Origin of the sequence: Paenibacillus sp. J45TS6 (assembly GCF_018403285.1) — a bacterium.
Taxonomy (GTDB): Bacteria; Bacillota; Bacilli; order Paenibacillales; family Paenibacillaceae; genus Paenibacillus.
The window spans coordinates 261,189-278,718 of sequence record NZ_BOSJ01000004.1; the positions used below are offsets into that span (position 1 = coordinate 261,189).

14 protein-coding genes are annotated in these 17,530 nt (G+C 42.0%); 10 read left to right on the plus strand and 4 right to left on the minus strand.

Going from position 1 to position 17,530, the window contains the following annotated elements:
* The first annotated feature begins 214 nt into the window (after positions 1 to 214).
* The 6 genes from KJS58_RS08405 (at position 215) to sufB (ending at position 6,233) form a co-directional block, all read left to right on the plus strand.
* A complete protein-coding gene (locus KJS58_RS08405; protein ID WP_160032912.1) occupies positions 215 to 679 on the plus strand; it encodes a Dps family protein in 465 nt (154 codons plus the stop codon).
* Positions 680 to 1,063: 384 nt separating this feature from the next.
* The gene (sufC, locus tag KJS58_RS08410) at positions 1,064 to 1,846 is read left to right on the plus strand and encodes a Fe-S cluster assembly ATPase SufC (protein ID WP_213532091.1); all 783 of its coding nucleotides are present in this window, start codon (positions 1,064 to 1,066) and stop codon (positions 1,844 to 1,846) included.
* A gap of 26 nt (positions 1,847 to 1,872) precedes the next feature.
* Positions 1,873 to 3,174, plus strand: a complete 1,302-nt coding sequence (gene sufD / locus KJS58_RS08415; RefSeq protein WP_213532092.1) for a Fe-S cluster assembly protein SufD — start codon at positions 1,873 to 1,875, stop codon at positions 3,172 to 3,174.
* On the plus strand, positions 3,171 to 4,394 hold the full coding sequence (locus KJS58_RS08420) for a cysteine desulfurase (protein ID WP_213532093.1): 1,224 nt from the start codon (positions 3,171 to 3,173) through the stop codon (positions 4,392 to 4,394). Before sufD ends, KJS58_RS08420 begins: the two co-directional genes overlap by 4 nt.
* Positions 4,384 to 4,815 (plus strand): Fe-S cluster assembly sulfur transfer protein SufU, encoded by a 432-nt coding sequence (gene sufU, locus KJS58_RS08425; protein WP_213532094.1) that lies wholly within the window; start codon positions 4,384 to 4,386, stop codon positions 4,813 to 4,815. Before KJS58_RS08420 ends, sufU begins: the two co-directional genes overlap by 11 nt.
* A 20-nt stretch (positions 4,816 to 4,835) precedes the next feature.
* Positions 4,836 to 6,233 carry a Fe-S cluster assembly protein SufB gene (gene sufB / locus KJS58_RS08430; RefSeq protein ID WP_213532095.1) on the plus strand — a complete coding sequence of 466 codons (1,398 nt, stop codon included), beginning with the start codon at positions 4,836 to 4,838 and terminating at the stop codon, positions 6,231 to 6,233.
* A gap of 354 nt (positions 6,234 to 6,587) precedes the next feature.
* Here the strand turns inward: sufB and KJS58_RS08435 are convergent, their stop codons facing one another.
* Positions 6,588 to 7,643 carry an HD-GYP domain-containing protein gene (locus KJS58_RS08435; RefSeq protein WP_213532096.1) on the minus strand — a complete coding sequence of 352 codons (1,056 nt, stop codon included), beginning with the start codon at positions 7,641 to 7,643 and terminating at the stop codon, positions 6,588 to 6,590.
* An 85-nt stretch (positions 7,644 to 7,728) separates the two neighbouring features.
* Complete coding sequence (gene moaD, locus KJS58_RS08440) at positions 7,729 to 8,460, minus strand: molybdopterin converting factor subunit 1 (protein ID WP_213532097.1); 732 nt, start codon at positions 8,458 to 8,460, stop codon at positions 7,729 to 7,731.
* 132 nt (positions 8,461 to 8,592) lie between these two features.
* Between moaD and KJS58_RS08445 the strand changes: the two genes are divergently transcribed.
* From KJS58_RS08445 to yfkAB, 3 genes are all read left to right on the plus strand, one after another.
* The gene (locus KJS58_RS08445; protein ID WP_213532098.1) at positions 8,593 to 10,041 is read left to right on the plus strand and encodes a bifunctional metallophosphatase/5'-nucleotidase; all 1,449 of its coding nucleotides are present in this window, start codon (positions 8,593 to 8,595) and stop codon (positions 10,039 to 10,041) included.
* Positions 10,042 to 10,086: 45 nt separating this feature from the next.
* Positions 10,087 to 11,202, plus strand: a complete 1,116-nt coding sequence (locus tag KJS58_RS08450) for an HD-GYP domain-containing protein (RefSeq protein ID WP_249717033.1) — start codon at positions 10,087 to 10,089, stop codon at positions 11,200 to 11,202.
* Positions 11,203 to 11,301: 99 nt separating this feature from the next.
* The gene (gene yfkAB, locus KJS58_RS08455; protein WP_213532099.1) at positions 11,302 to 12,444 is read left to right on the plus strand and encodes a radical SAM/CxCxxxxC motif protein YfkAB; all 1,143 of its coding nucleotides are present in this window, start codon (positions 11,302 to 11,304) and stop codon (positions 12,442 to 12,444) included.
* Positions 12,445 to 12,550: 106 nt separating this feature from the next.
* Here the strand turns inward: yfkAB and KJS58_RS08460 are convergent, their stop codons facing one another.
* Complete coding sequence (locus KJS58_RS08460; protein WP_213532100.1) at positions 12,551 to 15,211, minus strand: cation-translocating P-type ATPase; 2,661 nt, start codon at positions 15,209 to 15,211, stop codon at positions 12,551 to 12,553.
* A 380-nt stretch (positions 15,212 to 15,591) separates the two neighbouring features.
* Between KJS58_RS08460 and KJS58_RS08465 the strand changes: the two genes are divergently transcribed.
* Positions 15,592 to 16,278 (plus strand): HAD family hydrolase, encoded by a 687-nt coding sequence (locus tag KJS58_RS08465; RefSeq protein WP_213532101.1) that lies wholly within the window; start codon positions 15,592 to 15,594, stop codon positions 16,276 to 16,278.
* A gap of 138 nt (positions 16,279 to 16,416) precedes the next feature.
* Here the strand turns inward: KJS58_RS08465 and KJS58_RS08470 are convergent, their stop codons facing one another.
* On the minus strand, positions 16,417 to 17,529 hold the full coding sequence (locus KJS58_RS08470; RefSeq protein ID WP_213532102.1) for a YheC/YheD family endospore coat-associated protein: 1,113 nt from the start codon (positions 17,527 to 17,529) through the stop codon (positions 16,417 to 16,419).
* Between the last annotated feature and the right edge of the window lies 1 nt (position 17,530).

The window sequence follows — 17,530 nt, forward strand, 5'->3', positions numbered from 1 at the left end:
TATAGCATTTTTTTGGAACAATTATCCGAATAGGGAAACTGATTTATGTTAGAGGTCAGTTGATAGATTTGTTTCATTAACTAGGCTAAAGGGTAAATTTAAAATAGTAGCGAAGAGAAGAACAGCAGCATCTGATCTTCACCAAATAGAAGGATTTCTGATCTACATAAAGATTGGAAAATTACATTAAATTAAAAAAAAGGATGGGATATCAATGGCTAAATCAACCAATAAAACACAGACAAAAACAGGGGTAGAACAAATTCTAAACCGTCAGGTTGCGAACCTGAATGTAATGTATGTGAAAATCCATAACTATCACTGGTATGTTACGGGTCCAAACTTCTTCTCACTTCATGTAAAATTCGAAGAATTGTATAATGCAGTTACTCTTCAAATGGATGAAATTGCAGAACGTCTCCTTACTATTAAAGGTAGCCCTGCCGCAACAATGAAAGAATATCTTGAGCTTGCTTCTATTCAAGAAGCAGCTGGCGGCGAAGATACGAAAACAATGGTGCAAAATATTATTGAAGACTTTGCTACCTTGTCCGAGGAGTATGCTGAAGGTATTGAAGCAGCAGACGAAGCAGGCGATCAGCCTACAGCAGATATGCTAACTGGATTCCAAGCTGATCTTGAGAAACATATGTGGATGCTTCGTTCTTACCTTGCTTAATTATAAAGGAAAGATAAAGATTACAAAAAGGCTGACCTTATAAGGTCAGCCTTTTTGGTTAACGATGAAGGAATCATAATGAATTTATGAAAAAGGCGAATCTCATTTGATTCGGTACCCTATTTCATATAGAATTCATATGTATCAGTGGTTACAGTGCAGTGTTGCTGTCAAGTTGTGGAGAGTTTTAGGGAGAGAAGGGGATTTTCTTTCTGCAGTCTGTAAACTTTTTAACATAAATGACTTGAGAATCATTGAGAATCAGTTTAGAATTATTATAAAGTGATGCTTTATAAAGCGAAACTGGAAATCAAGGGGCGACCCTATTTAGATAAACAATATGATTTCGACTATGAAATTATTTTATTGGAGGTTAAGGCACATATGGCTACAAATTTCGTCATTGAAGGACTTAAAGCAGAAATAGAAGGTAAGGAAATTCTGAAAGGAATTAACCTTAGCATGAAAGGTGGAGAAATCCACGCAATTATGGGTCCTAACGGTACAGGTAAAAGTACTTTAGCTTCCGCACTTATGGGCCACCCGAAATATGAAGTTACTGGCGGTTCGGTAACATTAAACGGTGAAGATGTACTAGAAATGGAAGTTGACGAGCGTGCTCGTGCAGGTATGTTCCTGGCTATGCAGTATCCAAGTGAAATTGCCGGTGTAACAAACTCCGACTTCTTGCGTAGTGCGATTAATGCACGCCGTGAAGAAGGCAACGAAATCTCTCTTATCAAATTCATTCGTCAAATGGAAGGTAAAATGAAAGAACTCGAGATGAATCCTGAGTTTGCTCATCGTTACCTGAATGAAGGTTTCTCCGGCGGTGAGAAGAAACGTAATGAAATTTTGCAAATGATGCTGCTTGATCCATCACTCGTCATTCTTGATGAAATTGACTCGGGTCTTGATATCGATGCACTTCGCATTGTAGCCAATGGGGTAAATGCAATGAAGAGCGAAGATCGCGGATTCCTCATCATCACTCACTACCAACGTTTGCTTAACTACATCAAACCTGATTATGTTCACGTTATGATGCAAGGTCGTATCGTAAAATCCGGTGGTCCTGAACTTGCTGAACGTTTGGAAGCAGAAGGTTATGACTGGATTAAAGAAGAACTTGGTATTGAAGATGAAACTGTAGGACAAGAAGCGTAAAGATTAACGGAGGAGGACAAAAGTAAATGACAACACAAACCATTCTTCCGGTTGATTCCGTAGCGCTTCGTGCGTTATCCGAAAGCAAAAATGAGCCGGCTTGGCTCGCAGATCAGCGCCAAGCAGCGCTTGAACTTGCTGGTAGCCTTGAGCTTCCGAAACTGGAAAAAACAAAAATCGAACGTTGGAATATTTCAGCATACGGTCAATATAAAGCAGCTAACGCAATCTCTCTGGAAGAGGTTCCTGAAACCATTCATTCTTTGATCAGAGAAGAAGAAGACGGAACTTTGCTGATTCAGCGTAATTCCGGTGTTGTGTATAGTAATCTTTCCAAAGAGCTAGCAGATCAAGGTGTTATCTTCATGGATCTGGAAACAGCAGTACGTGAACATGAAGATCTTGTTAAAAAACACCTTCATACAGCAGTGAAATCAGATGAACACCAGCTTGCTGCGCTTCATTCTGCAATCTGGAACGGTGGAGTATTCCTCTATGTTCCTCGTAATGTGGTTCTCGACAAACCGGTTCAGGCAATTCTGTTGTCTGATGATGGTACTGCAGCATTTGCACCACATATTCTAATTATTGCCGATACGAACAGCGAAGTAACCTATGTAGATAATTATGTATCTGGACAACTGGATGCTGAAGTGTCTCATATCGGGGTAGCTGAAGTATTTGTAAAAGTAGGGGCAAAAGTTCGTTTTGCAACGGTTCACCAGTTTGGCGACCAAGTGACGGATGTATCTTTCCGCCGCGCCGTTGTAGAGAACGATGGTTCCATTGAGTGGATCGTGGGAGAGATGAACATTGGCAATACGGCAAGTGATACGCTTTCTGTGCTAAAAGGCAATGGTTCAACATCCGATCAAAAAACAATTGCTGTAGGTGCTGGTTCTCAAAAACTGAATTACACCACACAAGCGAAACACTTTGGTAAGAGTTCTTCAAGTCAGATGATTACTCGCGCTGTTATGAGAGAAGAAGCAACAGCAATCATCAATGGTATTACCAAAATTGAAAAGGGTGCAACCAAAGCAGATGGTCAGCAGACAGAACGTGTTCTTATGCTTAGCCCGAAAGCACGTGGAGATGCGAACCCAATTCTCCTCATTGATGAAGATGATGTTACAGCGGGCCACGCTGCCTCTGTAGGTCAAGTAAATCAAGAACAAATTTTCTATTTGATGTCACGCGGTATTTCCCGTACGGATGCGGAAAGATTGATCATTTACGGATTTTTGGCTCCTGTTATTTCTGATATTCCATTGAAAGAATTGCAAGATCAATTGCAGTCTCTCGTTGAAAGGAAATTAGGACAATGAACGCCGAAGAGATTCGGAAACAGTTTCCCATCCTGGATCAAGAGATCAATGGGCATCCGTTAGTATATTTAGATAATGCAGCGACTTCTCAAAAGCCGATTGCTGTAATAGAAGCCGTAAAACATTATTATGAGTGGGAAAACTCAAACGTGCATCGCGGAGTTCATACGCTAGGCAGCCGTGCCACAGATGCTTATGAAGGTGCTCGTCAAAAAGTGGCCAAATTCATCAATGCAAGACGTACACAAGAGATTACTTTTACGAGAGGTACAACTACGGCACTAAACCTTGTTGCATCCTCATATGGTCCTTCTGTACTTTCTGAAGGTGATGAAATTGTGATCACTCCTATGGAACATCATAGTAATCTGATTCCTTGGCAGCAACTTGCGTTACGCACAGGTGCTGTTCTGAAATATATTCCGCTTCAGCCAGATGGCAGTGTGTCATTGGCTGATGCAGAATCAACCATTACGTCAAAAACCAAAATCGTATCGATGGCATATGTATCTAATGTCCTTGGTGTAATCAACCCTGTGAAAGAGATTGCTGAGATTGCTCATCGTCATGGCGCTGTTATGGTCATCGATGGAGCTCAGAGTACTCCTCATATGAAAGTTGATGTACAGGATTTGGACTGTGATTTCTATACTTTGTCTGGACACAAAATGTGCGGTCCGACCGGTATTGGTGCACTTTATGGCAAGAAGGCGCTGCTTGAGTCCATGGAGCCGGTCGAATTTGGCGGCGAAATGATTGATGATGTTGGACTATACGAGTCCACATGGAAAGAACTCCCTTGGAAATTCGAAGGAGGAACTCCGATTATCGCTGGTGCAGTAGGTCTCGGTGCGGCTATTGATTTCCTTGAGGAAATTGGCATGGACGAGATTGCAAGACATGAGAGTGTTTTAGCCAATTATGCTATGGATCGTTTATCTGAGATTGAAGGAATCACCATTTATGGTCCTAAGAAACGTCATGTCGGCCTTGCAACGTTTAACTTAGAGGGTGTTCATCCTCATGATGTAGCGACTGTACTTGATGCAAGCGGAGTAGCAATTCGTGCAGGACATCACTGCTGTCAGCCGCTTATGCGGTGGCTTGAAGTAGGTTCTACTGCACGAGCTAGCTTTTATCTATATAATACGGAGCAAGACATTGATCGTCTTGTCAGCGCCTTAATCCAGACAAAGGAGTATTTTAGTGATGCAACTTGATGATCTGTATCGGCGCGTAATTATGGACCACTATAAAAATCCGCGAAATCGGGGTACTTTTGCTGATGACGCAGTCACAGTAAATTTAAACAATCCGACATGCGGTGACCGGATTTCATTGCAGCTGAAAGTTAAAGACGGAATTGTCGAGGATGCAAAGTATTCAGGAGATGGCTGTTCGATCAGTATGTCTTCTGCTTCCATGATGACTGAGGCTATTAAAGGCAAATCGATGGAAGAAGCTTTGAACTTGGCAGAACGTTTCTCGTCCTTGATGCAAGGAGAGGAACAAGAATTTGACGAATATGAAGATATTGAAGCCCTATCCGGTGTAAATAAATTCCCCGCACGTATCAAATGTGCAACCCTTGCATGGAATGCACTGCGTAAAGGGATTGATGAGGATCACAAATCACAATAACGATAGGGAGGTAGACCCCGATGGCTAAAAAAGCTCCTGAAATGGAAGAATATAAATATGGTTTTCGTGACGAACACCAATCCATTTTTAAAACGGGTAAAGGTCTGACTGAAGAAGTAGTAAGAGAAATTTCCCGTATTAAAGAAGAACCAGAATGGATGCTTGACTTCCGTCTGAAGTCTCTGAAACAATTTTACAAAATGGATATGCCAAAATGGGGTGGAGACCTTGACGGTCTCGACTTCAACGATATCCAGTACTATGTAAGACCTTCTGAGAAACAAGGTAAAACTTGGGAAGAAGTACCAACAGAAATTAAAGAAACATTCGATAAACTCGGTATTCCTGAAGCAGAGCAAAAGTTCCTTGCCGGTGTATCTGCTCAGTATGAATCTGAGGTTGTATATCACAACATGCAGAAAGAACTGGAAGATCAAGGTGTAATCTTCATGGACACGGATACTGCACTCAGAGAACATCCAGAAATTTTGAAAGAGTATTTCGCTACGGTTATTCCTCCGGCGGATAACAAGTTTGCTGCACTGAATAGTGCGGTATGGTCAGGCGGAAGCTTTATCTATGTACCAAAAGGCGTAAAATGTGAAGTGCCGCTTCAAGCCTACTTCCGGATTAACTCCGAAAATATGGGACAATTTGAGCGTACTTTGATTATTGCTGACGAAGATAGCTTCGTTCACTATGTAGAAGGCTGTACAGCTCCTGTATACAGCACAAATTCTCTGCATAGTGCGGTTGTTGAGATCATTGCCAAGAAGAACGCTCGTGTTCGTTATACAACGATCCAAAACTGGGCACCAAACATTTATAACCTGGTTACAAAACGTGCGGTTGCTGAAGAAAATGCAACGATGGAATGGGTCGATGGTAACATCGGTTCCAAACTGACGATGAAATATCCAGCAGTTATTCTAAAAGGCCGCGGTGCTAAAGGTTCCGTACTTTCCATTGCGGTTGCTGGTAAAGAACAGCATCAGGATGCAGGGGCTAAAATGATCCACCTTGCACCAGATACAACTTCTACGATCGTATCCAAATCCATCAGTAAACATGGCGGTAAAGTAACGTATCGTGGATTGGCATCATTTGGACGTAACGCAGAAGGGGCGAAATCCAATATCAAATGTGATACATTGATTTTGGATAATGAGTCCACTTCGGATACGATTCCTTATAATGAGATCATGAACGACAACATTACTTTGGAACACGAAGCAACAGTATCCAAAGTATCGGAAGAGCAGCTGTTCTATCTGATGAGCCGTGGTTTGTCAGAAGCAGAAGCTACACAAATGATCGTTATGGGCTTTATCGAGCCGTTTACGAAAGAACTTCCAATGGAATATGCGGTAGAGATGAACCGTCTCATCAAATTCGAGATGGAAGGTTCTATCGGTTAAACCAGTTATTGAAGGACTTTAGAGAATTTTTGAATTAACGCGACACATTTGTGGACGATTCAAAAAGCATTATCCAATAAAGAAGACGAACTTTTTAAAGTTCGTCTTCTTCTTTTTTTATTAGTTTATTGAAAATGCTTTCACTTCCTTAATATCTTGAGTTTCCAACACCACTTTTTGATCATAATTTATCTGATTTAAAGAATAAGAAAAGGCCGAGGAAAGATTCCTCAGCCTGTTTGTTATCTTTACCTGCTTGGTTATAGACAACGCATGTAATGGATCTAAAGGGGACACCACATCAGTCATAGGTAACTTGATAGGGTTTTTATGTATAGGTTCTAGTTCGTACTGTTAAATATAAATTTCTACAATTGCGATATAACGATGCTTCGCAAGATCAATAAACCCATGAGGGCTTTTTACAAGAGGCCTGAAATAATCATTTGGATTGTTCAGTACAATAATGCCAGTATCTCCGGTAGTGAGCAGGACCTTTTTACCAATAAAATTCGGCAGCAAATGTTTGATAAAACTTTGGGTTACTTCTGCATTTAATTGACCAAAGCTAAGACCGTACAGCTCGCATAGGACAGAGATATACTCTTGTTTGGATTGATACACGCGAGTGGTAGTCATGGCGCTGTAGACGTCTGCCACAGCCGCTATACGCGAATAAGGATGGATGTCATCCTTGCGCAGCCCATAGGGGTATCCGCTTCCATCTTCACGTTCATGATGCTGAAGTGCAGGGAGGGCAAGCAGTTCATTTCCTGTAGATGCAAGAATAATGTCATGTCCTTGCTTTGCGTGTTTTTTCATGATTCGAAATTCTTCGGTACTGAGTTTCCCGGGCTTATGCAATAGTTCTTGTGGGACTACTGATTTCCCGATATCAATGAGATATCCTGCTTTAGAGATGTTATAACAGTCCTCTGCTGAATAACCGAGCCAAGAGGCCATATAATACGTGAGAATGCCTACTTGGACTGAATGGTTATATGTATACTCATCATCCCGGTCTAAAAGCAGGAGCAGTGAGACAACATCCTTCTGTTCAACAAGTTGCTCTGTCATCGGTTGAAGCAGTTCATCAACCTCGTTCATGGCAATGGTTCCAGAGTTCATCGCTTGCTTGAAAATAGTTGCTGTTCCTGCCATCGTTGTATCAAACAACGGAACCAGCTTCATAAGTGACTCCCCGGGGGACGAAGTGACAACAGGGGTAGGAAAATCGGGCAACTGTACACTATCTGCGATGTCTACATAATCAATACCATGTAATTTAAGTCTACTAATATCGGAATCGTTAAGGAGAGAGCCTGCTGGCATCAGCTGCACACCGGAATGATTAAATGCATCACTTTCCAGTAACTGACCGGGCTTAAGATCGGTGACATGTAATCTCAAACAAATAAACCACCTTTAAGCATTGAATTTAAAAATATCATAACAAGAAAAAAATGGTATGACAATGACCTGTTAAAGGAAACGGTCATGTTTTGGGATTCCACGGTCCGGTCTGATGGCCCTTCCACTCGGATCCATCTGCCCATATTTCTTTTTTCCATATAGGGACAATTTCTTTCAGACGTTCAATAGCATATCTGCTGGCATCATAGCAATCGGCTCGGTGAGGAGAAGAAACCGCGATGACTACACTTACCTCTGCAATTCCTACTTTACCCAGTCGATGGGAGATGGCACACCGCGTTCCAGGCCAGCGTTGATCTATTTCTTGTCCTATCGTTTGCATCATAGATAAAGCCATAGGAACATAAGCCTCATATTCAAGAAGAATAGTCCGCTGATCTCCCGTCATTTCTCGTGTGGTACCAACAAAGGATAGGGCAGCTCCATGATTAGGAGTAATGACTTTATCGGTTACTTGTTCCACAGACAGTGGAGAGTACCCAATTGTATATAACCCATCTGACGTGGTGTGGATCTCTTCATTGTCAGCGGAACCCGAAGTGGCTCCGTCTCCACCAGAAACAGGCGGGATGAGGGCAATTTCATCGTCTGTGTTTAGTAGCGAGTGTGAGGGTGCGTATTCTTGGTTTATGGCAATAATCGCACTGTCTATCAGTCCCGCAGCATCGGGATATTGATGAATGAGTTCTTCTTTTACTTGCCCTGCTGTTGTAGATTCTGCTAATGTAAGTTCGACTCTGGATTTGCCAATTCTCTCAGCTATTCCTGCAAATAATAAAACAGTTATTTTCATTTTTTCACCTCATTTTTGCTTGGGAAACCCTTTTAATATATCATATCTAACATAGAAATGTTATGCTTATCTATTAGAGGAAACGGAAAAAAAGGACCAGGCTGTATCATTTTTCCGGAGGAGGGAACGAAGATGAACGTTTCACACAAACAAATACTCACCATTCTTCACACGAATGATATCCATAGTCATTTTGAACAAATGGGCTCGCTTGCAGCGATGATTCATGAAGCTAAAGAACAATCTTCATCCGGAGAAGAAGTGCTCGTCCTTGATATAGGAGATCATATGGACCGGATGGCCGTAGAGACAGAGGGCACGATGGGCGGCGCAAATATTGATATCATTAATATGACAGGCTATGATGCGATTACAATCGGAAATAATGAAGGTCTAACGTTTACAGCAGATATTCTTGATCAAGCATATGCAGGGATTTTATGCCCCGTTGTATGTGGGAACCTCCTATTAAAAAGCACAGGGAAACCTCCCTTATGGATGGAACCCTATCATATCATAAATAAAGGCGGGATTCGGATTGGACTCCTCGGAGCGACTGCTCCGTTTAACTCTTTTTATGAACTGCTTGGACTCGAAGCACTTGATCCGATGGATACATTACGAAGTCAGGTTGCCGAGATAAGGGATCAGGTTGATATTGTGATTGTATTGTCTCACTTAGGTCTTATGATGGATGAGAGAATAGCCGAAATAATAGAAGGGATTGATGTGATTCTAGGGGGACATACACACCATGTGCTTAAAGAACCGCTGCTCATAAATCGTACTGTGGTTTGCGGCGCGGGAAAATATGGTAAGTATTTGGGGAAAGTAACCCTTGAACGTCATCCTGGACAGGAGCGTTTTTCTTTGGTTTCTGGCGGATGTTATCCGGTGAATGAGATGCTTTTAGATGAAAATGTAACTGCGGCCATTCTTGCTCATCGTGAGCAGGCTGAGATTAGACTGAGCCGGACCGTAGCAATTACAGACAAAGAACTTCCTATTTCTTGGAATGAGGAGTCCCCCTTTGGTAATATGTTAGCTCAGGCAGTAAGACAATTCACAGGGGCAGAACTTTCTGTTGTGAATGCAGGTCAGCTCTTAGGGGCGCTTCCAGCAGGAAATATTACGGAGGGTATGTTACATTCTTTATGTCCATCTCCCATAAATGCGTGTACAATTCAGTTAAAAGGGTCAGATTTGCGCAGAGCGCTGGAACAAAGTCTGCTTCCTGAATATAGAGAGCTAGTATTCAAAGGATTTGGCTTCCGAGGATACCAAATGGGGAATTTGTGTCTCGATGGTGCTGAAGTATATTATGATGATTCGCTGCCGCCATATCATAAGATTACGGAGATTCGTGTTCAGGGAACTGTTCTAAGCGATGAGCAGCTTTATCAAGTAGGAACGCTTGATATGTTTACATTTAATATTGGTTATGAAAGTCTTGCTTTAGGTACCGACCTATCCTATCGATTACCCGAGTTTATTAGAGATTTGCTTGGTATGGAACTGCAAAGACCGGAGTCACTAGAAGAAAGTTCTTTAGCCCGTTGGCATCCGATCATATCGAGGTAAAGGAACTGTTAGAGAGCATTTTAATGTAGGCAGGAGAGGGTGACCTTGCGTCTTGTACCCATTGCTATGCTTGAGCCCGGGATGAAACTCGGCAAGCGAATATATAATGATGAGGGTATTGTTTTACTCAGTGAACAAATTGAACTGACAACCCATCTGATCAAGCGAATCTCTCAGTTGGGTATTAGTTATGTATATATTCAGGACCCTCAAATGGAAGATATCGATTTTCCTATTATGTTACGAGAAGAAACTAGGATCCGAGCGATGAAGGAGATTAAAGAGCAGTTCACCAGTCTAGCAGGCGGTAAAATGAAACATAAATATCCTTATTTAGGGAAAAAATTTACCGGTGTGATGGAGCTGATTCTTGAGGATATTTGTTCTCAGCCAGGTGTCATGATTATGATGACGGGAATGCATACCATGGATCACACTTTGTATGATCATTCGCTTAATGTATGTATTCATTCTTTGATTCTTGGTAAGGCACTCGGTTATGACAAAAATAAACTGATGGAGATCGGTCTTGGTGCGATGCTGCATGATATAGGCAAGACTCAAATCCCTCCTCATATTTTGCAAAAGCCAGGAAAGCTAACTCATGAGGAATATGAAATCGTAAAGAATCATACGTTATATGGATTCAAACTTTTAAAAGATGAACCTGGCATCCCTTTATTATCGGCACATTGTGCACTTCAGCACCATGAACGAATGGATGGTCAAGGTTATCCTCAAGGGCTAAAGGGATCGGATATTCACGAATATGGCAAACTGCTTGCACTTACAGACTCTTATGATGCCATGACCACGAATCGTGTATATCAGAATGCTCTGCTGCCTCATCAAGCAGTAGAAATGCTGTTCGCGGGTACAGGAACACTCTATGATCAGCATATCTTGGAGGTTTTTAGAGATTATGTAGCTATTTATCCGGTCGGTCTTACCGTACAGCTTATCACGGGGGACACGGCAGTCGTTGTTCGTATCCATCCCGAAGCACCGCATCGTCCCGTTGTTCGAATTATTAAAGATTCGGAAGGCAGGCAGCTGCATACCCCTTATGATCTCGACTTAATGGAACATTTATCCGTTATGATTGCGGGTGTGGGCGGGGAGGCAGTTATGATGACTTCGGAAGAGCCTCAGTTTACATAACGAGGTATTTTGTTCGGTAAACAGATGTGATATACGAAATGAATAATGTTAAGGATTGCTTATGCTATCCGTTTATTTTAGGAAGTAAGGTGAATTAAAATGAGTTTATTAAATCATGAATCAAATTCTTTGCAAATTATTTCTCCGTCTTATGATCCTTGGGACCCTATTATGTCACTGCGAAAATACGGGCAGCATAAGCTGACAAGTGTAGAGATGACAGTGACTCACTTGTGTAATATGCGCTGCGAACATTGTGCCGTAGGAGACATGCTTGTCATGAAAGAGGCGCCTGCACTGCCTGTTTCTGAAATGATCAAGGCCCTGGATCAGGTGGAGCATCTTGAAACGATTAGTTTGACAGGCGGAGAACCAAGTTTTCTCGAAAAAACGGTAGATGAAATGATTGTACCGCTGCTGAAATACGCAAGAGAACGGGGGATAAGATCCCAGATTAACTCTAACCTGACACTTGACCTAAGTCGTTATGAGAAAATGCTGCCTTATCTTGATGTTATGCATATTTCTTTTAATTATCTAAGTGCTAAGGATCTGCATGAGGTCGGATTTACAAACAGTCCGCGGCCGGTGAGTTATGAAGTAGCAGCAAGAATGTACGATAAAATGATGGAGAATTCTTTGAAACTCAGTGAGCAAGGAATGTTTATATCGGCCGAATCCATGATCAATTATCGCACGCATGATAAATTAGCGGGTATCCATCGTTTAATTGGACAGATGGGAGCAAAACGTCATGAGGTGCACCCGATGTATGCGTCTAATTTTGCCGCTTCTCTGCCGGTACTTTCATTAGATGACATGCGGGCCAGTATTCATGGACTGCTGGATGCCAGAGACAAAGACATGTGGATGTTGTTTGGAACCCTTCCATTTTACGCTTGTAATGGGGGAGAGGAAGATCGTAAGCTTATCTCAAGACTGCATAAAGAGCCAAATGTAACGGTTCGTAATGATCCGGATGGTCGCAATCGGGTTAATGTGAACATGTTTACCGGTAATGTGTATGTGACAGATTTTGCAGATATCCCTGCTTTCGGCAACATTAAAAATAAGAAGCTTGATGATATTTTTGAAGAATGGACGACAAATCATCCACTTAATCAGACCGTAAACTGTTTTTGTGATGCTGCTCAGTGCTGTGGACCTAACCTGCTTGTAGCAGATATGTATTATAAGGATGTAGATTTCAAAACTAGAAAAGCATTCTCTGATATCGTCTAACCTAATTAACTTAAGTAAATATAAGGTTATCGTCAGGCAAGAAGAATTTTCATAAAGGAGAGGCAGTCACGTCATATACGTAACTGCCTCTTTTTAGATTTATTCGTTAGGAAGTAGCCTGATCATCTTTACGCATGCTTACTCGTATAAATTTAATTACTTCCATCAGCAGTACGGAGCCGAGGGCAAGTCCACCGGCAATAAGGAACTCATTCCATCCAAACGTTGCTGGAATGGAGAAGATACCGCGCACGCCAGGAAGCAACGTAATTCCGTAAAGAACGAAACATAGTAGGACGGCTCCAATAACATACTTATTGGACAAGAAGCCAACCTGGAAAATCGTTTGCTGGCTGGAACGTGCTGCAAAGGTCTGCAGGGTACGTGCTAGAATCAGCGTTGTAAAGGCCATGGCCACACTCATCTCCGGCGAATGTTGAAGGCCAATATATTGGGAGATAATAACAGCGATCCCGATAAGGAGACCTCTGGTAATCACCGCTGTGAGTGTTCCACCGGCAAAGATACCTTCGTTAATATCACGCGGCTTCCGCGACATCACATTCGGTTCTGCTTTTTCCATCCCCAGTGCGATGGCAGGAAGCGAGTCATTCGCCAAATTGATGAACAAGAGCTGAATCGCTGTAAATGGATTAATCCAGTCCACAATCAAAGCGAAGAGAATCGCTATAATTGCACCTAAATTCCCCGCAAACAGATAAGCGATCGCTTTCTTAATGTTATCAAATACAGTACGACCTACTTCAACGGCGTTAACTATGGAAACGAAATTATCATCCGTCAGAATCATGGCCGACGCATCTTTAGCTACGTCCGTACCACTGCCCATTGCAACCCCGATATCAGCTTGTTTCAATGCAGGAGCATCGTTAACTCCGTCACCCGTCATAGCGGTGATTTGGCCTTTTTTCTGCCAAGCACGAACAATTCGGATTTTATTCTCTGGTGATACACGAGCGTAGACGGAGATTTGTTCTAACTTCTGATCAAGTTCTTGTTCAGACATGGCATCAAGTTCTTGACCTGTTACCGCAATATCTCCCTCACTCATGAGTCCGATATCTCGTCCAATAGCCTGAGCTGTTGTTTTATGGTCGCCTGTAATCATTACCGTACGGATTCCTGCTTTTTTGGATTCCACAATTGAGTCAAAGACCTCTTCACGCGGAGGATCGATCATTGCGGTAAGACCGACAAGGACAAGGTCGTATTCGTCACTTACATTGATCTCCGTTGTTTCATTTGGAATGTTTTTATAAGCATAGGCAAGAACACGAAGCGCTCGTTTAGAGAACTCTTCATTTTGATGACGGAACTGTTCGATCATTTCATCTGTGAGCGGTTGTTCTTCGCCGTGGATGAAGACACGATTACAACGACTGAAGAGTACGTCAGGTCCGCCTTTTGTCAAAATTGTTTTCTGTCCATCAAAGGTATGGATGGTAGACATCAGTTTTCGATCTGAGTCGAAAGGAATTTCAGCTTCTCGTGGGAACTGGTCCCGAATTTCTCGGTAATGTTTGTTTTTAGTATTACTAAACGCAATAAGCGCAATCTCCGTTGGATCACCGAGTTCTTTTCCTTCTTCATTGATATGAGAATCGTTACAAAGTACAGCAATGTGCAAGAGTCTTCGTTCTGCAGCGGTTAACGTATCTGGATCATCTGGAAATTCTTCTTTGGTTCCTTCAGGCAGATAATAATCGACCACGGTCATTCGGTTTTGAGTCAGTGTACCGGTTTTATCTGTACAAATTACACTTGTTGAACCTAGAGACTCAACCGCAGGCAGCTTACGAATAATCGCATGCTGTTTTGCCATTTTATTCGTTCCCACGGAAAGAACAATCGTCACAATGGATGATAAAGCTTCCGGGATGGCGGCAACGGCAACAGCAACAGCGAACATAAGAGCATTCAGGATCGATGCAGTCATATCAACTGAATTATTGTTAAAGTAAATACGCGCTGCTTCTACGCCGAAAATAATAACGGACAGGATGAGAATGAATATCCCTAGTTTTTTACTGAATTTATCTAATTTACGCTGGAGCGGTGTTTGCTTAGATTCTGCACTTTCAATCAGACCTGCAATTTTTCCAATCTCTGTTTGTTCTCCGGTAGCCGTAACGACAATCGTTCCTCGGCCGTAAACAGTAAGAGCACCGCTAAATACCATATTAAGGCGATCACCAATAGCAGCTTCACCTTCTATAGGATCGGTATGCTTCTCAACAGCTTCCGATTCACCGGTCAGCATACCTTCGTTTACCTTTAGGCTGCCGGATTCAATGATACGTCCGTCTGCAGGCACATTGTCTCCTGCCTCAAGCAGCACAATGTCGCCGGGTACAAGTTCTCTGGCAGGTATCGTTATACGTGCACCGTCTCGAATGACTTTCGCTTCGGGAGCAGAGAGGTTACGCAGGGCATCAAGTGAACTTTCTGCTTTTCTTGTTTGCACCACACTAACGATGGCGTTAAGAACAAGGACAAGAAAAATAATTAAAGATTCAATATATTGCCCGAGGAAAAGCTGAACAGCAGCTGCGATAAGAAGTACAATGACCATGGGGTCTTTAAAGTTTTCTAAAAAAAGTTTCCATATGGGATCTCTGTCTTTTGCTTTCAGTTCATTATAGCCTTCTGAATCCAGTCGTTTTTGTGCTTCTGTACTGGAAATTCCTTGTTCTGAACTTTTTACTTTGCTGAGAACCTCTTCTTTACTTTGTTGATAGTAATTCAATTCGAATTTCCCTCCCTTGTTATTCTGGCTGCCAAAGATTTCAATTAGGCCTGCATTCTCTTTTGCCTTATGTATATTTCAAGCATCAGCAAAAGAAAGTAATGATCTCTCTCCGTGTAATTTCTCCACACCCTCCTCTTGTTATGCTTGAATCATAAATACTCTGTTCATTACCCGCTTAAATAAGCGGAGACACCCCATTTTTTCAGTTAAATATATATCTTTTGTGAATCGAATCCATTTCAAATGAGTGATGGAATGGATTCAATCGATTTATATTTTACATAACTCCGGTTTACATGGCTGTTAAAAAATGCGTATCATATATATAGATCGTTATATACTTCGAAATATGTTGTTACGGAAAGGATGCTGCAATAATGAATCAAATGGTTACCCTCAAAAAGCCGGAGGCCATGATCTTTGATATGGATGGTACTCTTTTTCAAACAGAATCACTTCTCATTCCCGTATATCACCGCCTGTTTGATATCTTGAGGGAGGAAGGGCATCATGAGGGTCCGACTCCGCCTGATGAACTTATGCTGGGATGTCTCGGGATGTTGCTGCCGGATATATGGAATAAAGTAATTCCGAATGCGACAGATGAGGCGAAGGCTCGTGCAGATGAGCTTCTTCTGCAGCTTGAACTAGAAGATCTAAAAGCAGGATCTGGAGTCCTTTATCCAGGAGTAAAAGAAACACTTCAAGAGCTTCATAACAGGGGTGTCAAACTTTTTGTGGCAAGTAATGGACTAGAACATTATGTAAAAGCTATAGCAGAAATCCACGGAATCGCCGAATGGTTTGACGATCTTTACAGTGCAGGTGAATTCAGTACTGCTTCAAAAGTAGATCTGGTGAAGCTGCTTCTAGATAAGCACCAAATTAGAAATGCGTGGATGGTAGGAGATCGTTCTTCCGATGTGGAAGCGGGGGCCGAGAATGGTCAGACCGTTATTGGCTGCGCCTATGCTGGGTTTGGTAACGAAGATGAACTGAAGGGTTCAAATGCATTTATAAATGATTTCACAGAGCTGCTCGAGCTGTACAACAAAGCCGAGTAGATAAATCAGGAATACCTATTAAAGTCTGCATAATAAAAATAAAACAAGCCGCTATTTGTTATATACTTTCCTACATGAAAGAGGGAACACTCCTACAGTGGACAGATATAACATATGCGGCTTGTTTTTAGCATATCTTTATAAGAATGATCTGTTTTTTTGTTTATAGAGCCACAGCGAGTATTCAAGAGGTTTAATAATGGCCTGACGGTATACCTCATCTTGACCAATCTCAATAAATACTTCACGTGCAGGTTTAGGATTGACCTCAATAAGATAAATACGGCCCTTCTTATCAATAGCCAGATCGAGAGCCAGTTCACATAAATCGCCGTAGGTTTTCTCCAGGTACTTAGCAACCTCAATACCGAATTCTTCTGCCGTTTCTCGAACCTCGTTTCGTTTTTCGGGAAGGGAGATCCATCTCGATAAAAGTTCGTTCATCTCTGCAGCTCTGCCACCGCCATGCAGATTAGAAGTTACGCTTCGCTCTGCACCAATTCGTCCTGCACAGCCGGTACACTCCCACTGCCCATATTTATTCTTCTGTACGAGCATACGATAATCGTGAACGCGACCATTGGGAAGTTTTAATTGAACACCTTCTTGGATGATATAACGAGTTTCCGTATCTGCGGAAGGAAGTAACGTGAATATATTTTCTATTTCGATCTTTCTAGGTGACAGGATACGTCTCTGCTGATCCCGTCCTTGTACAAGTAAGATGTTAACGTTTTTTGAGCTGCGCTGGATACGTAAAATTCCACGGCCGCCCGTACCGTTAATCGGTTTCAGGTAAAGAAGGTTGTGTTTTTTTAGCATTAATTTGACATCGGCCGTGCTTCCATACAGTTTAGTATCAAGTAAAAAAGGGCGAAAGAGTGCTTTTTTATTCAATGCTTGATGCAAGGTCCACTTATTACGAAGCGGACGATTTAGAAATAGAAGATGTGCATATTTTTTGCGAAAACGAAGCAGTTCCTGGAATCGTTCTCCTCGCTGAATCCGGCAACGATCAAAGATAAGGTCCGGAAAAGAACGCCATTTACGTATCCAGCGGTTCTGCTCAGGTAAATACATCAGGGCATGAATCAGTTCTTTACTGGAATTTACATCGGAAGGAGTGAATACATACACGTCAATGCCTAGCTTTTGGCCTTCTTCAATCATCTTCTCATAGACTTTTTTCTCTTCAAGATGCTTTTTATCGTTAAGGTACAGCGTGAGTATGCCTAGGACAGGTGACGGCATA